This is a genomic window from Erwinia sp. V90_4, from assembly GCF_029967685.1.
In the GTDB taxonomy this organism is placed as follows: Bacteria; Pseudomonadota; Gammaproteobacteria; order Enterobacterales; family Enterobacteriaceae; genus Erwinia; species Erwinia aphidicola.
On record NZ_JASCAQ010000067.1, the window covers coordinates 90,562 to 106,957 of the forward strand.

Consider the following 16,396-nt stretch of genomic DNA (forward strand, 5'->3'; position numbering starts at 1 on the left):
CTCGCGGTAACTGACAGGTGATGCTGTCATACTACGGTGCATCGTGGTGGAAAGTAAACGATGACCCTTGAGGAACTCTGGGGTAAAATACGTATCAAATTGCAAAATAAGCCAGACCCTGGAAACTGCTCCGGGTCAGGCTTCTTTCGTTTTAAATCAGTAATAAGCGCCGCGGGACGCCTTTCCTGCATGCCACCCGTCAGGACGACGACACATTGAACAGGACAGATTTTACGAGGTATTGAGATGAATCAGATTCCGATGACGTTAAAGGGCGCGGAAAAATTGCGCGAAGAGCTGGAAGAGCTGAAAACCGTAAAACGCCCAAGAATTATTGCCTCAATTGCGGATGCAAGGGAACACGGCGACTTAAAAGAAAATGCGGAATACCATGCTGCCCGTGAGGAGCAGGGGTTCTGTGAAGGCCGTATTCAGGAAATCGAAGCCAAGCTTTCCAATGCTCAGGTGATCGATGTCACAAAAATGGCCGGCAATGCGAACGGCCGCGTGATTTTTGGCACCACCGTTACCGTGCTGAATGTCGAAACGGACGAAGAGTCGACCTACCGCATTGTGGGCGATGATGAAGCCGATTTTAAAAAGAACCTGATTTCAGTGAACTCACCGATGGCGCGCGGTTTGATTGGTAAAGTCGTTGATGACGTTACCATTGTCAAAACCCCCGGCGGCGATGTCGAATACGAAATCCTGAAAGTAGAGTATCTTTAATTATTCTCTGAAGGTTTTGTAAAGATAAGAAAAAGGCCGCATCGCGGCCTTTTATCAGAATCAGGAGCATGGCACTTTCTCCAGACCTGAGCTTAGTATGGACGGGCCGTGACGAAAAACGGCCGACTCCTCAGCGCGGAATGGAGATCTTGCGTTCCTTCGTTGGACGGTACAGCACCAGCGTCTTGCCGATGACCTGCACGTTAACTGCACGTGTTTCGCGCACGATAGCTTCCACTACCAGGGCTTTCGTCTCACGATCTTCTGTGGCGATTTTCACCTTGATAAGTTCATGGTGCTCAAGTGCTTGTTCGATCTCGGCCAGCACCCCTTCGGTCAAACCATTGTTGCCCAGCATGACAACGGGCTTCAGAGGATGGGCCAGGCCTTTCAGGTGCTGTTTTTGTTTGGTACTCAGATTCATCGTATTTTTTACTTACATTGGGATTGAAAACGGGTCATTCTACCGCCATCTCTGGTGTATCACCAAATCGGCAGAGCTGATTTGCGCGGTTTATTTATCGCGAACAACGAATCATAGTTGGAAATTGTATGACTGGTAAAAAGCGTTCGGCCAGTTCCAGCCGCTGGCTACAGGAACACTTTAGCGATAAATATGTGCTTCAGGCACAGAAAAAAGGGTTGCGCTCGCGCGCCTGGTTTAAACTTGATGAAATACAGCAAGGCGACAAGCTCTTCAAACCTGGTATGACCGTGGTTGACCTCGGCGCGGCGCCAGGCGGCTGGTCGCAATATGTGGTAACGCAGATTGGGTCAAAGGGTCGCGTCATCGCCTGTGATATCCTGCCAATGGATCCCATCGTTGGTGTCGATTTCCTTCAGGGCGATTTTCGTGATGAACTGGTATTGAAAGCCCTGCTGGATCGCGTAGGGGATACCAAAGTTCAGGTTGTGATGTCAGATATGGCACCAAACATGACGGGTACCCCTGCAGTTGATATTCCCCGCTCGATGTATTTATGTGAGCTGGCGTTAGAGATGTGCCGTGATGTTCTGGCACCTGGCGGCAGTTTTTTAGTGAAAGTGTTTCAGGGAGATGGCTTTGAAGAATACCTGCGGGAAATTCGCTCCCTGTTTACGAAAGTAAAAATTCGTAAGCCGGACGCTTCACGCTCTCGTTCGCGTGAAGTGTACATTGTAGCGACAGGGCGCAAACTATAACCCTAATAGCCGGGATCACAGCGATTCCAGATATGACGGATATATAGTACCCTACGCTGTCTGTTAACACAGTTGTAATATGAGGTTAATCCCTTGAGTGACATGGCGAAAAACCTAATTCTTTGGTTAGTCATCGCAGTCGTGCTGATGTCTGTATTCCAGAGCTTTGGGCCCAGCGAGTCGAATGGCCGTAGGGTTGATTATTCAACCTTCCTGTCTGAAGTGAACCAGGATCAGGTCCGCGAGGCACGTATTAACGGGCGTGAGATTAACGTAACCAAAAAAGACAGTAATCGATATACGACCTACATCCCCGTCAACGACCCCAAGTTACTCGATAACCTGTTGACTAAAAATGTAAAAGTAGTGGGTGAACCACCAGAAGAGCCGAGCCTGCTGGCTTCAATCTTCATTTCCTGGTTCCCTATGCTGCTTCTTATCGGTGTCTGGATCTTCTTTATGCGTCAGATGCAGGGCGGCGGCGGAAAGGGCGCGATGTCCTTCGGCAAGAGCAAGGCCCGCATGCTGACAGAAGATCAAATCAAAACAACCTTTGGCGATGTTGCCGGTTGTGACGAAGCCAAAGAGGAAGTGAGCGAGCTGGTTGAATACCTGCGCGAGCCAAGCCGCTTCCAGAAACTCGGCGGTAAAATTCCGAAAGGCGTGCTGATGGTCGGTCCTCCGGGTACCGGTAAAACCCTGCTGGCAAAAGCGATTGCCGGTGAAGCAAAAGTGCCTTTCTTTACCATTTCCGGTTCTGACTTCGTTGAAATGTTTGTTGGTGTGGGTGCATCTCGTGTGCGCGACATGTTCGAACAGGCTAAGAAAGCCGCGCCGTGCATCATCTTTATCGATGAGATCGATGCCGTTGGCCGTCAGCGCGGTGCCGGTTTAGGTGGTGGTCACGATGAGCGTGAGCAGACGTTGAACCAGATGCTGGTTGAGATGGACGGCTTCGAAGGCAATGAAGGCATCATCGTTATCGCCGCAACTAACCGTCCTGACGTACTCGACCCTGCGCTGCTGCGTCCGGGCCGTTTTGACCGTCAGGTTGTCGTTGGTCTGCCGGATGTTCGCGGACGTGAGCAGATCCTGAAAGTGCATATGCGCCGTGTACCGCTGGCGACGGATATCGATGCGGCAATCATTGCGCGCGGTACGCCTGGCTTCTCCGGTGCTGACCTGGCTAACCTGGTCAACGAAGCTGCTCTGTTCGCGGCACGTGGTAACAAGCGTGTGGTGTCGATGGTAGAGTTTGAAAAAGCCAAAGACAAAATCATGATGGGTGCGGAACGTCGCTCCATGGTGATGACCGAAGCACAGAAAGAGTCTACCGCGTATCACGAAGCAGGCCATGCCATCATCGGCCGTCTGGTTCCTGAGCATGACCCGGTACATAAAGTGACGATTATTCCACGTGGACGCGCTCTGGGTGTGACCTTCTTCCTGCCTGAAGGCGACGCCATCAGCGCCAGCCGTCAGAAACTGGAAAGTCAGATCTCCACCCTTTACGGCGGCCGTCTGGCGGAAGAGATTATCTACGGTGTGGAACATGTTTCTACCGGCGCGTCGAACGACATTAAAGTCGCTACTTCGATCGCACGTAACATGGTTACGCAGTGGGGCTTCTCTGAGAAACTCGGTCCGTTGCTGTATGCAGAAGAAGATGGCGAGGTGTTCCTCGGCCGCTCCGTGGCGAAAGCTAAGCATATGTCTGACGAAACCGCGCGTATCATCGACCAGGAAGTTAAGTCACTGGTAGAAGTGAACTACAAGCGTGCCCGTGTCCTGCTTGGTGAGAACATGGACATCCTTCACGCGATGAAAGACGCGCTGATGAAGTATGAAACCATTGATGCTCCACAGATTGACGACCTGATGGCACGCCGCGAAGTGCGTCCGCCAGCGGGTTGGGAAGACTCTGGTAGCAGCAACAGCTCAGACAACAACGGCACGCCTAAGGCGCCGCGTCCGGTCGATGAACCGCGTACGCCAAACCCAGGCAACACCATGTCCGAGCAGTTCGGCGACAAGTAATTTTGCCGCAGTAAGCTGTTATAATCGAAACCCCGGCGCTGACCGGGGTTTTTTTATATCCCAAATAATTGGAACTGCATCAAGGCGAGCAAACGCAGGCAACACAGATGCAGCTTCAAGTATGACGGATATAGACTTGTTAACCGGAGACCATTCGTCATGAAGCTGTACGCCAGAGATTCCGTGCTCGACCTTTCTCATCCTCACGTTATGGGGATTCTGAACGTCACCCCCGACTCTTTTTCTGATGGCGGCAAACATAACGAATTGATTCAGGCACTGACCCATGCCAATGAGATGATCAACGCCGGTGCGACCATTATTGATGTGGGGGGGGAATCAACCCGCCCGGGCGCTGCTGACGTTAGCGTGGAGCAGGAGCTGGAGCGCGTTATTCCGGTGGTTGAGGCTATCGCTCAGCGCTTTGAAGTGTGGATCTCTGTGGATACGTCGAAGCCCGAGGTGATCCGCGAATCGGCGCGCGTTGGCGCCCATATCATCAACGATATCCGCTCCCTGCAGGAGCCGGGCGCGCTGGCCGCGGCGGCAGAGACCGGGCTGCCGGTGTGCCTGATGCATATGCAGGGTGAGCCGAAAACCATGCAGCAGTCGCCGCATTACCACAATGTTCTGCGCGATGTGGATCAGTTCTTTGTTGAACATATCGCCCGTTGCGAAGCGGCCGGGATCAAAAAATCGCAGTTGCTACTCGACCCGGGTTTCGGTTTCGGTAAGAATCTGTCGCACAACTATCAGTTACTGGCGCATCTGGCCGATTATCATCGCTTTGGGCTGCCGCTGTTAGTCGGCATGTCGCGCAAAAGTATGATTGGACAGTTACTCAATGTAGGCCCTTCGCAGCGCCTGACCGGCAGCCTGGCCTGCGCGGTGATTGCGGCAATGCAGGGCGCCCATATTTTGCGCGTACACGATGTGAAAGAAACCGTAGAAGCGATGCGCGTCGTCGAAGCTACACAGTCCGCAAGGGAAGAATAACACTATGAGTAACCGCAAGTATTTTGGTACCGACGGCATCCGCGGCAAAGTGGGTGAATCGCCAATCACGCCTGATTTTGTGCTGAAATTGGGTTTTGCTGCAGGCAAGGTGCTGGCGCGCCACGGCTCGAAGAAAATCATCATTGGTAAAGATACGCGTATTTCTGGCTACATGCTGGAATCCGCGCTGGAAGCAGGCCTTGCCGCAGCCGGACTCTCTGCGGCATTTACTGGCCCGATGCCGACCCCTGCGGTTGCTTATCTGACCCGTACTTTCCGTGCTGAGGCTGGGATTGTGATTTCCGCCTCGCATAACCCGTTCGACGATAACGGCATTAAATTCTTCTCCACCGAGGGCACCAAGCTGCCGGACGACGTGGAAGAGGCGATTGAAGCCGAGATGGAAAAGCCGATCACCTGCGTCGAGTCCGCCGCGCTGGGTAGAGCCAGTCGTATTGTCGATGCTGCCGGGCGCTACATTGAGTTCTGCAAAGGAACTTTCCCGAGCGAACTGAGCCTGAACGGCCTGAAAATTGTGGTCGACTGCGCTAACGGTGCCACCTATCACATCGCCCCTAACGTGCTGCGTGAACTGGGTGCGACGGTGATTGCTATCGGCGTGCAGCCGGACGGCATGAACATTAACAAAGAGTGCGGTGCGACCGACCTGCGTCTGTTGCAGGAGCGGGTGCTGGCAGAGAAAGCTGACGTGGGTCTGGCCTACGACGGTGACGGCGACCGCATCATGATGGTTGACCACCTTGGTCAAAAAGTGGATGGCGACCAGATCCTCTATCTGATCGCGCGCGAAGGTCTGCGTCAGGGCCAGCTGCGCGGCGGCGTGGTGGGTACGCTGATGAGCAATATGGGCCTGGAGCTGGCGCTGAAGCAGCTTGGTATTCCGTTTGCGCGTGCCAAGGTCGGCGACCGTTACGTGCTGGAGAAGCTGAAAGAGAAGGGCTGGCGTCTTGGCGCTGAAAATTCCGGGCACGTCATTCTGCTGGACAAAACCACCACCGGTGACGGTATTGTGGCCGGCCTGCAGGTGCTGACCGCGATGGTGCGTAACCATATGAGCCTGCACGACCTGTGCAGCGGCATGAAACTGCTGCCGCAGATTCTGGTCAATGTACGCTTTAGCGGTAGCCACGATCCTCTGGAAGATGCCACGGTGAAAGCCGTCACGGCAGAAGTGGAGGCCGAGCTGAAAGGCCGTGGCCGCGTGCTACTACGTAAATCCGGCACCGAGCCGCTGATCCGCGTGATGGTGGAAGGCGAGGACGAAGCGCAGGTCACCGCGCTGGCGCACCGCATTGCCGATGCGGTAAAAGCGGTTTAACGCCGCAACCGATTTACCCAGGGGGCGACCTTTTTTCCGGTCGCCCCGTGCTGATGATTTGCACTGTTTCTCCCTCGTTCGCACGTAAATAGAGCGCTTTGCTGATTTTTTCCGCACTCAGCAGCAGCGTATGAAATTGCTCTTGCACGTGCGGGCGCCTTTGGTTAGTATTCACACCCGCTTCATAGGTAGGTTGTTACCTGCTTATCAAGACTAACTGGTTTGAAGCTTTTGATGTGCGGTTAACGCGCAAGGAACAAGGTTGATTATGTACGAAGCTCTTTTAGTTGTTTTCCTTATTGTAGCGCTGGGCCTTGTGGGTCTGATCATGCTGCAGCAAGGTAAAGGCGCTGATATGGGAGCATCATTTGGTGCAGGCGCTTCTGGTACGCTGTTCGGTTCTAACGGTTCTGGTAACTTCATGACCCGTATGACTGCAGTGCTGGCGACCCTGTTCTTCATTATCAGTCTGGTTCTGGGTAACATCAACAGCAACAAAACTCAGAAAGGAAGCGAGTGGGAAAATCTGACCCAGCCAGCGCAGTCCCAACAGACTACGCCAGCTAAACCGGCAGCGCCGGGTAACGATATCCCGCAGTAAGCAGTACGCAGTAACCGTTTCGACGCGACAGAAATAAAAAAGTCGCCTCTTTAGTGCCGTGGTGGTGGAATTGGTAGACACGCTACCTTGAGGTGGTAGTGCCCGCATGGGCTTACGGGTTCAAGTCCCGTCCTCGGTACCAAATCTCAGTTGTGCTTGCAATTTATGCAAGTTTTGCGTAGTATTCGGACGCGGGGTGGAGCAGCCTGGTAGCTCGTCGGGCTCATAACCCGAAGGTCGTCGGTTCAAATCCGGCCCCCGCAACCACTTTCCCTTAGAGTTCTTTTTCAAATATACTGTTTGCACTACTTAATGGCGCACTGCAGCGATTTTGAAAAAAATTCTTTTGGACTGTGCCGAGCCGCCTTTGGCGGTTTACAGGGTCCAGTGACATTAAGCCCCGAATTTTCGGGGTTTTTTGTTATCAGGAAGCAGCATCACTGGGCTATAGGCCCTTTTTTTACGTCTTGGGGGTGGGATTGTCCACATTAGAGCAAAAATTAACAGAGCTGATCTCAGCACCGGTAGAAGCGCTAGGCTACGAACTGGTTGGTATTGAGTTTGTACGCGGTCGCACATCCACCTTGCGCATCTATATTGATAGTGAAGATGGCATCAATGTTGATGATTGTGCTGATGTGAGCCACCAGGTCAGTGCGGTATTTGACGTCGAAGACCCGATCACCGTGGCTTACAACCTCGAAGTCTCCTCGCCTGGCCTTGACCGTCCAATGTTTACCGCAGAGCATTACGTACGATTTACTGGCGAAGAAGTGAGCCTGGTTCTGCGTATGGCGGTTCAGAACCGACGCAAATGGCAGGGCATCATCAAATCTGTGGAAGGTGAGATGATCACTGTTGCCGTTGAGGGTAACGACGAAGTGTTCGCGCTGAGCAACATCCAGAAGGCGAACCTGGTTCCCCACTTTTAAAAGTCCGGATTGAGGCATACCAGGATGAACAAAGAAATCTTAGCTGTTGTAGAAGCGGTCTCTAATGAGAAGTCCCTCCCACGCGAGAAGATTTTCGAAGCGCTGGAGAGCGCGCTGGCCACAGCCACCAAGAAAAAATACGAGCAGGAAATTGACGTTCGCGTCAGCATCGATCGCAAAAGTGGCGATTTCGATACCTTCCGCCGTTGGCTGATTGTTGATGAAGTCACCATGCCTACCCGCGAAATTACGCTGGATGCGGCACAGTTCGAAGATGAAACTCTCGGACTCGGTGGCTTCGTTGAAGATCAGATTGAGTCTGTGACCTTTGACCGTATCACCACGCAAACTGCCAAGCAGGTTATCGTGCAGAAAGTGCGCGAAGCAGAGCGTGCGATGGTGGTTGATCAGTTCCGTGAGCAGGAAGGCGAAATCATCACCGGCGTGGTGAAGAAAGTAAACCGCGACAATATCTCGCTTGAAGTGCGTCCAAACGATGGTTCTAACACCAACGCGGAAGCCGTGATCATTCGTGAAGATATGCTGCCACGTGAAAACTTCCGCCCGGGTGACCGTATCCGTGGCGTACTTTACGCCGTGCGCCCTGAAGCGCGTGGTGCTCAGCTGTTCGTTAGCCGTTCCAAACCGGAAATGCTGATCGAACTATTCCGCATTGAAGTGCCGGAAATTGCTGAAGAAGTGTTAGAAATTAAAGCCGCTGCGCGCGATCCAGGCTCCCGAGCTAAGATCGCCGTGAAAACCAACGACAAGCGTATCGACCCGGTCGGCGCCTGCGTAGGTATGCGTGGTGCGCGTGTTCAGGCGGTATCCAGTGAACTGGGTGGCGAGCGTATTGATATCGTGCTGTGGGATGATAATCCTGCGCAGTTCGTGATCAACGCAATGGCCCCTGCGGATGTCGCCTCTATCGTGGTGGATGAAGATAATCACACCATGGATATCGCTGTAGAAGCCGGAAATCTGGCTCAGGCGATCGGCCGTAATGGCCAAAACGTGCGTCTGGCTTCTCAGCTGAGTGGCTGGGATCTGAACGTGATGACGGTCGACGACCTGCAGGCTAAGCATCAGGCTGAAGCTCATGCTGCCATTGATGTCTTCACCAAACACCTCGATATCGACGAAGACTTTGCTACCGTACTGGTAGAAGAGGGCTTCTCCTCACTCGAAGAGTTGGCTTACGTGCCAATCAACGAGCTGTTGGAAATCGACGGTCTGGATGAAGACACGGTAGAAGCGTTGCGCGACCGGGCTAAAAACGCGTTGACCACCCTGGCACTGGCAAAAGAAGAGAGCCTCGGCGATACCAAACCGGCGGATGACCTGTTAGGTCTGGAAGGTCTGGAGCGTGAGATGGCCTTTAAGCTGGCGGCAAAAGGCGTTTGCACGCTGGAAGATCTTGCCGAGCAGGGTGTTGACGACCTGTCAGATATTGATGGCCTGAGCGATGAGCGGGCTGGTGAGCTGATTATGGCTGCACGAAATATCTGCTGGTTCGGCGACGACGCGTAATAAACTGTAGCAGGAAGGAACAGCATGACGACAGATGTAACCGTAAAATCGCTGGCCGCAGAGATTCAGACACCGGTAGAACGCCTGGTACAGCAATTTGCTGATGCAGGGATCCAAAAGTCTGAAACCGACTCTGTTACCCAGCACGAGAAAGAGACATTACTTACCCATCTGAATCGCGATCATGGCGGCGGATCTGGTAAGCTGACTTTGCAGCGCAAGACGCGCAGCACATTAAGTGTTCCAGGCACCGGGGGCAAAAGTAAGTCGGTGCAAATCGAAGTCCGCAAAAAACGCACTTATGTAAAAGGCGATCCGGCTGATGCTGAACAGGCAGAAGCAGAAGCCCAGGCAGAGCGTGAAGCGGAAGAACTGGCTCGTCGCGAGGCTGAAGAACAAGCCCAGCGCGCAGCTCAAGACAAAGCGAAGCGTGAAGCCGAGGAGCAGGCCAAGCGTGAGGCAGCTGATAAAGCCAAACGTGAAGCAGCGGAAAAAGATAAAGTGAGCAATCAACATACCGACGATACCACCCGGGCTTCCCAGTCCGACAAAGCCCGCCGTGAAGCGGAAGCGGCAGAACTGAAGCGTAAAGCTGAAGAAGAAGCGCATCGCAAGATCGAAGAAGAAGCGAAGCGCGTAGCCGAAGAAGCTCGCAAAATGGCGGCCGAACGAGGTGAAGAGTGGGCGCAAGTTAAAGAGGTTGAAGACACCTCTGATTACCACGTCACCACTTCAACCCACGCCCGTGCTGCAGAAGACGAAAACGACGCTCAGGTTGAAGGTGACCGTCGCACTCGCACTGCGGTACGCCCAGCCAAAGCCCCGGTTCGCAAGAAAGGCAACAAGCATTCTGAAGCGAAAACTGACCGTGAAGAAGCGCGTGCGCAGGTTCGCGGCGGTAAAGGCGGCAAGCGTAAGCCAAGCACCCTGCAGCAGAGCTTCAACAAGCCTGTTCAGGCGGTTAACCGTGACGTCATTATCGGCGAAACTGTTACCGTAGCTGAGCTGGCTAACAAGATGGCAGTCAAAGGTTCCCAGGTCATCAAAGCGATGATGAAAATGGGCGCAATGGCTACCATCAACCAGGTTATCGATCAGGAAACTGCCCAGCTGGTCGCGGAAGAGATGGGTCACAAAGTGACGCTGCGCCGCGAGAATGAGCTGGAAGAAGCGGTAATGAGCGATCGTGATACCGATGCCGTTCACGAATCCCGTGCGCCGGTTGTCACCATCATGGGTCACGTTGACCACGGTAAAACCTCTCTGCTGGACTACATCCGTTCGACCAAAGTCGCCTCTGGCGAAGCGGGCGGCATTACTCAGCACATCGGTGCATACCACGTTGAAACCGACAACGGTATGGTGACCTTCCTGGATACCCCGGGCCACGCAGCGTTTACTTCAATGCGTGCACGTGGTGCTCAGGCAACGGATATCGTTATCCTGGTTGTTGCAGCAGACGATGGCGTGATGCCACAGACTATTGAAGCTATTCAGCACGCCAAAGCGGCCAAAGTGCCGGTTGTCGTTGCAGTGAACAAGTGCGATAAGCCAGAAGCCGATCCGGATCGTGTTAAAAACGAACTGACTCAGTACGGGATCATCCCGGAAGAGTGGGGCGGCGAGAACATGTTCGTCAACGTTTCTGCAAAAGCCGGTACCGGTATCGACGACCTGCTGAACGTTATCCTGCTGCAGGCTGAAGTTCTGGAGCTGAGCGCAGTTCGTCAGGGTATGGCAAGCGGTGTGGTTATCGAATCCTTCCTGGATAAAGGTCGTGGTCCGGTTGCTACCGTGCTGGTACGTGAAGGTACGCTGAACAAAGGCGATATCGTACTGTGCGGCTTCGAGTATGGCCGTGTGCGTGCGATGCGTGACGAACTGGGCCGCGAAGTGATGACTGCGGGTCCATCTATCCCGGTTGAGATCCTCGGCCTGTCCGGTGTTCCGGCAGCGGGTGATGAAGCGACCGTGGTACGTGACGAGAAGAAAGCCCGTGAAGTTGCGCTGTATCGTCAGGGCAAATTCCGTGAAGTTAAGCTGGCGCGTCAGCAGAAATCTAAGCTGGAAAACATGTTTGCTAACATGACCGAAGGCGAAGTTTCCGAGCTGAACATCGTGCTGAAAGCTGACGTACAGGGTTCTGTCGAAGCGATCTCCGAGTCCCTGATGAAGCTTTCTACTGATGAAGTGAAAGTGAAAATCATCGGTTCTGGCGTTGGCGGTATCACTGAAACCGACGCCACTCTGGCTGCTGCGTCTAATGCAATCCTGGTTGGCTTCAACGTCCGTGCCGATGCTTCTGCGCGCCGCGTGATTGATTCTGAAAGCCTGGATCTGCGTTACTACTCCGTCATCTATAATCTGATTGACGAAGTGAAAGCAGCGATGAGCGGTATGCTGGCACCTGAGTACAAACAGCAGATCATTGGTCTGGCTGCGGTACGTGATGTGTTCAAATCACCGAAATTTGGTGCTATCGCCGGTTGTATGGTGACTGAAGGTAACATCAAACGTCACAACCCAATCCGCGTACTGCGTGACAACGTGGTTATCTACGAAGGCGAGCTGGAATCTCTGCGCCGCTTCAAAGATGACGTTAACGAAGTCCGTAACGGCATGGAATGTGGTATCGGCGTGAAGAACTACAACGATGTGCGTGTTGGCGATATGATCGAAGTCTTCGAAATTATCGAAATCCAGCGTACCATTGATTAATAGTCACTTTTCATAATTGACTGTATTTGGGAGGCTTCTGGCCTCCCAAATTATTTGGAGAGAATAATTATGGCGAAAGAATTCGGTCGCCCGCAGCGTGTTTCACAGGAGCTGCAAAAGGAGATCGCAATGATCCTGCAGCGCGAGATTAAAGATCCGCGCCTCGGCATGATGGTGACGGTTTCTGGCGTTGATGTATCACGCGACCTGGCCTATGCCAAAGTGTTCGTGACCTTCCTCAACGACAAAGATGAAGCGGCAATCAAAGCTGGCCTGCGTGCGCTGGGCGATGCCTCAGGCTACATCCGTACCCTGCTGGGCAAAGCGATGCGCCTGCGCATCGTGCCAGAGCTGACCTTCTTCTACGATAACTCGCTGGTTGAAGGGATGCGTATGTCGAACCTGGTGACCAACGTCGTCAGAAACGACGAAGAGCGCCGTGGCCCGGCAGAAGATGAAGAGCAAGAAGGCAAAGCAGAGTAATGAGTCGTCCTCGTCGTCGCGGTCGCGATATTCACGGCGTACTGTTGCTGGATAAATCTAGCGGATTGTCCTCCAACGACGCGCTGCAGAAAGTCAAACGCCTGTATAACGCCAACCGTGCCGGTCATACCGGTGCGCTGGATCCGCTGGCAACCGGCATGCTGCCGATCTGCCTTGGGGAAGCGACTAAGTTTTCCCAGTATCTGCTGGAGTCCGACAAGCGTTACCGGGTGATTGCCCGCCTTGGGCAGCGCACGGATACATCTGATGCCGATGGCATCGTGGTCAGCGAGCGTCCGGTTACCTTCAGCGCTGATATGCTGGAGCAGGCGCTGGAGAGTTTCCGTGGTGAGACCCAGCAGGTGCCGTCGATGTATTCGGCCCTGAAGTACCAGGGGCGCAAGCTGTATGAATATGCGCGAGAAGGTATTGAAGTGCCGCGTGAATCACGCCGTATCGTGGTTTACGAGCTGCTGTTTATCCGCCATGAAGGGGATGAGCTGGAGCTGGAAATTCACGTGTCGAAAGGCACCTACATCCGCACCATTATCGACGATCTCGGCGAGAAGCTGGGCTGTGGTGCACACGTGACCTATCTGCGCCGCTTACAGGTTGCCACCTATCCCATTGAAAAGATGGTGACGCTGGAACAGTTGCAGGAGCTGGCGGAAGAAGCTCATCGTCAGGAGAAAGCCCCGGCGGAGCTGCTGGATGCACTGCTGATGCCGATGGACAGCCCGGCGGCGGAATACCCTGTGGTTAACCTGCTGAGCTCGGTTGCCGCTTACTTCAAGCAGGGCATGCCGGTTCAGGCAGCAGGCGCGCCGGCCAGCGGGCTGGTTCGCGTGACTGAGGGTGACGAGCACAAGTTCATCGGCATGGCAGAAATTGCTGACGATGGACGCGTGGCACCGCGCCGCCTGGTTGTAGAATATTCCGACTAGCCATTTGCGATTAAGTGGCGCGCAGAGTAGAATGACGCGGCTTTACACTGGGTTGCTGAATTAGAGATCGGCGCCTGTACATTTATCTTTTAATTTGGAGTTGTATCATGTCTCTAAGTGTTGAATCTAAAGCACAAATCGTTGCTGATTTCGGTCGCGGCGCAAACGACAGTGGTTCTACCGAAGTTCAGGTTGCTCTGCTGACCGCACAGATTAACCATCTGCAGGGTCACTTCTCTGAGCACAAGAAAGACCACCACAGCCGTCGTGGCCTGCTGCGCATGGTATCTCAGCGTCGTAAGCTGCTGGATTACCTGAAGCGTAAAGACGTTGCACGCTACACCAGCCTGATCGAGCGTCTGGGTCTGCGTCGCTAAGTCTTACGGGTTGTCCCGCCACGCTATCAGAGCAATCTGGCAGAAAAGTGGGGAAACCGGACAACCTGTGCGAGATTCGCTGGAAGGGGCCTTTATGGCCCCTTTTTTCACGCAAGCGGCAGCAATTATGCGCAAACTATTGTATTGTTGCTGGGTGTGATCTTCAGTTGCAGAGGTTCGCGCGGCTAATGAGAGGCTTTGTCCCATTGGGGATTAGGGTTGTCATTAGTCGCGAGGATGCAAAAATGAAGATCGGAAATCCACGGCCGGTATAAAAAACTACCCGCCCTGATGTTAAGGAAATAATTTTGCTGAATCCGATCGTTAAAAAATTCCAGTATGGTCAGCATACCGTCACTATTGAGACCGGTATGATGGCTCGCCAGGCAACAGCTGCTGTCATGGTAAGCATGGACGACACTGCGGTGTTCGTAACTGTTGTAGGCCGTAAAAATGCAAAACCAGGTCAGGATTTCTTCCCGCTGACCGTTAACTATCAGGAGCGTACTTACGCTGCTGGTCGTATCCCAGGCAGCTTCTTCCGTCGTGAAGGCCGCCCAAGCGAAGGCGAGACCCTGACTTCACGTCTGATTGACCGCCCGCTGCGCCCACTGTTCCCGGAAGGTTTCGTCAACGAAGTCCAGGTTATCGCGACCGTGGTTTCCGTTAACCCACAGGTTAACCCGGATATCGTTGCCCTGATCGGTGCTTCTGCTGCGCTGGCGCTGTCTGGCCTGCCGTTCAACGGTCCAATCGGTGCTGCGCGCGTCGGTTACCTGAACGACCAGTACGTGCTGAACCCAACTACCGATGAGCTGAAAGAGAGCAAGCTGGACCTGGTGGTTGCAGGTACTAAAGCCGCTGTTCTGATGGTGGAATCTGAAGCTGAACTGTTGAGCGAAGACCAGATGCTGGGCGCAGTGGTGTTTGGCCACGAGCAGCAGCAGATCGTTATCGACACCATCAACGAACTGGTAGCCGTTGCCGGTAAACCTCGTTGGGACTGGCAGCCAGAAGCTGTAAACGAAGCTTTACATGGTCGTATCGCTGCACTGGCGGAATCTCGCCTGAGCGATGCTTACCGCATCACCGAAAAACAGGAGCGTTACGCTCAGGTTGACGTGATCAAATCTGAAACCACCGCTGCACTGCTGGCTGAAGACGAAGCGCTGGACGCTGGCGAAATCAGCGACATCCTGCACACGCTGGAAAAAAATGTGGTTCGTAGCCGCATCCTGCGCGGTGAGCCACGCATCGACGGTCGCGAAAAAGACATGATCCGTGGTCTGGACGTGCGCACTGGCGTACTGCCACGTACTCACGGCTCTGCGCTGTTCACCCGTGGTGAAACTCAGGCGCTGGTGACGGCAACTCTGGGTACTGCCCGTGATGCGCAGAACCTTGATGAGCTGATGGGCGAGCGTACCGACAACTTCCTGTTCCACTACAACTTCCCTCCATACTCTGTCGGCGAAACCGGCATGGTTGGTTCACCGAAGCGTCGTGAAATTGGTCACGGTCGTCTGGCGAAACGCGGCGTGCTGGCAGTGATGCCTAAAGGCGATGCGTTCCCATACACCGTGCGTGTTGTGTCTGAAATCACTGAATCAAACGGCTCGTCTTCAATGGCGTCTGTTTGCGGTGCTTCTCTGGCACTGATGGATGCAGGCGTACCAATCAAAGCTGCCGTAGCCGGTATCGCGATGGGCCTGGTCAAAGACGAAAACAACTTTGTTGTACTGTCAGATATCCTCGGCGACGAAGATCACCTTGGCGACATGGACTTCAAAGTAGCCGGTAGCCGTGAAGGTATCACCGCGCTGCAGATGGACATCAAAATTGAAGGTATCACCCGCGAAATCATGCATGAAGCACTGAACCAGGCTAAGGGCGCGCGTCTGCACATCCTCAGCGTGATGGAACAGGCTATCAGCACGCCGCGTGGCGACATCTCTCAGTTTGCTCCACGCATCCACACCATCAAGATCAGCGTTGATAAGATCAAAGACGTGATCGGTAAAGGTGGCTCGGTTATCCGTGCGCTGACAGAAGAGACTGGCACTACCATCGAAATCGAAGATGACGGTACTGTGAAAATCGCAGCAACCGACGGCGACAAAGCGAAGTTCGCGATTCGTCGTATCGAAGAGATCACCGCAGAAATCGAAGTGGGCCGTATCTACAACGGTAAAGTGACCCGCATCGTTGACTTCGGTGCCTTCGTTGCAATTGGTGGCGGTAAAGAAGGTCTGGTACACATTTCTCAGATCGCTGACAAGCGCGTAGAGAAAGTGACTGACTATCTGGCGATGGGTCAGGAAGTTCCAGTAAAAGTGCTGGAAGTTGACCGTCAGGGCCGTGTACGCCTGAGCATCAAAGAAGCCAGCGAACAGGCTCAGCCTGAAGCAGCTCCAGAAGCGTCAGCGGCAACGCCTGAAGCAGAATAAGCGCATCACCATTGAGTTCCCCGCGCCAGCCGGTGCGGGGAATTGTTTGAACGCGAGGGCGGGATGGCCTTGTGCATGGCA

14 protein-coding genes and 2 tRNA genes are annotated in these 16,396 nt (G+C 53.7%); 15 read left to right on the top strand and 1 reads right to left on the bottom strand.

Annotated elements, in window-relative coordinates; genetic code table 11:
- The first annotated feature begins 246 nt into the window (after positions 1–246).
- Entirely contained in the window at positions 247–729 is a 483-nt protein-coding gene (gene greA, locus QLG07_RS22015; RefSeq protein ID WP_048914481.1) for a transcription elongation factor GreA, read from the top strand.
- Positions 730–859: 130 nt separating this feature from the next.
- Here the strand turns inward: greA and yhbY are convergent, their stop codons facing one another.
- Positions 860–1,153, bottom strand: a complete 294-nt coding sequence (yhbY, locus tag QLG07_RS22020; RefSeq protein WP_048914482.1) for a ribosome assembly RNA-binding protein YhbY — start codon at positions 1,151–1,153, stop codon at positions 860–862.
- A 128-nt stretch (positions 1,154–1,281) separates the two neighbouring features.
- Between yhbY and rlmE the strand changes: the two genes are divergently transcribed.
- From rlmE to pnp, 14 genes are all read left to right on the top strand, one after another.
- Positions 1,282–1,911, top strand: a complete 630-nt coding sequence (rlmE, locus tag QLG07_RS22025) for a 23S rRNA (uridine(2552)-2'-O)-methyltransferase RlmE (RefSeq protein ID WP_048914483.1) — start codon at positions 1,282–1,284, stop codon at positions 1,909–1,911.
- A 102-nt stretch (positions 1,912–2,013) separates the two neighbouring features.
- Positions 2,014–3,948 carry an ATP-dependent zinc metalloprotease FtsH gene (ftsH, locus tag QLG07_RS22030; RefSeq protein ID WP_048914484.1) on the top strand — a complete coding sequence of 645 codons (1,935 nt, stop codon included), beginning with the start codon at positions 2,014–2,016 and terminating at the stop codon, positions 3,946–3,948.
- Positions 3,949–4,107: 159 nt separating this feature from the next.
- Complete coding sequence (gene folP, locus QLG07_RS22035) at positions 4,108–4,944, top strand: dihydropteroate synthase (protein WP_187498272.1); 837 nt, start codon at positions 4,108–4,110, stop codon at positions 4,942–4,944.
- A 4-nt stretch (positions 4,945–4,948) separates the two neighbouring features.
- Positions 4,949–6,283, top strand: coding sequence for a phosphoglucosamine mutase (glmM, locus tag QLG07_RS22040; protein ID WP_099753985.1), 1,335 nt, complete (start codon positions 4,949–4,951; stop codon positions 6,281–6,283).
- 268 nt (positions 6,284–6,551) lie between these two features.
- Positions 6,552–6,884, top strand: coding sequence for a preprotein translocase subunit SecG (gene secG, locus QLG07_RS22045; protein ID WP_048914487.1), 333 nt, complete (start codon positions 6,552–6,554; stop codon positions 6,882–6,884).
- 55 nt (positions 6,885–6,939) lie between these two features.
- Positions 6,940–7,026 (top strand) — tRNA-Leu (locus tag QLG07_RS22050).
- Positions 7,027–7,074: 48 nt separating this feature from the next.
- Positions 7,075–7,151, top strand: a tRNA-Met gene (locus tag QLG07_RS22055).
- A 212-nt stretch (positions 7,152–7,363) separates the two neighbouring features.
- Positions 7,364–7,816, top strand: coding sequence for a ribosome maturation factor RimP (gene rimP, locus QLG07_RS22060; RefSeq protein WP_048914488.1), 453 nt, complete (start codon positions 7,364–7,366; stop codon positions 7,814–7,816).
- 24 nt (positions 7,817–7,840) lie between these two features.
- Positions 7,841–9,346 (top strand): transcription termination factor NusA, encoded by a 1,506-nt coding sequence (nusA, locus tag QLG07_RS22065; protein WP_048914489.1) that lies wholly within the window; start codon positions 7,841–7,843, stop codon positions 9,344–9,346.
- A 24-nt stretch (positions 9,347–9,370) separates the two neighbouring features.
- Positions 9,371–12,064 (top strand): translation initiation factor IF-2, encoded by a 2,694-nt coding sequence (infB, locus tag QLG07_RS22070; protein ID WP_048914490.1) that lies wholly within the window; start codon positions 9,371–9,373, stop codon positions 12,062–12,064.
- Positions 12,065–12,133: 69 nt separating this feature from the next.
- Complete coding sequence (gene rbfA, locus QLG07_RS22075) at positions 12,134–12,547, top strand: 30S ribosome-binding factor RbfA (RefSeq protein ID WP_048914491.1); 414 nt, start codon at positions 12,134–12,136, stop codon at positions 12,545–12,547.
- Positions 12,547–13,491: a tRNA pseudouridine(55) synthase TruB gene (gene truB, locus QLG07_RS22080; protein ID WP_048914492.1), complete on the top strand. Its 945-nt coding sequence runs from the start codon at positions 12,547–12,549 to the stop codon at positions 13,489–13,491. The genes rbfA and truB overlap by 1 nt, the downstream gene beginning before the upstream one ends.
- 107 nt (positions 13,492–13,598) lie before the next feature.
- A complete protein-coding gene (gene rpsO, locus QLG07_RS22085) occupies positions 13,599–13,868 on the top strand; it encodes a 30S ribosomal protein S15 (protein WP_048914493.1) in 270 nt (89 codons plus the stop codon).
- Positions 13,869–14,176: 308 nt separating this feature from the next.
- Positions 14,177–16,315 (top strand): polyribonucleotide nucleotidyltransferase, encoded by a 2,139-nt coding sequence (gene pnp / locus QLG07_RS22090; protein ID WP_099753986.1) that lies wholly within the window; start codon positions 14,177–14,179, stop codon positions 16,313–16,315.
- Positions 16,316–16,396 lie beyond the last annotated feature (81 nt).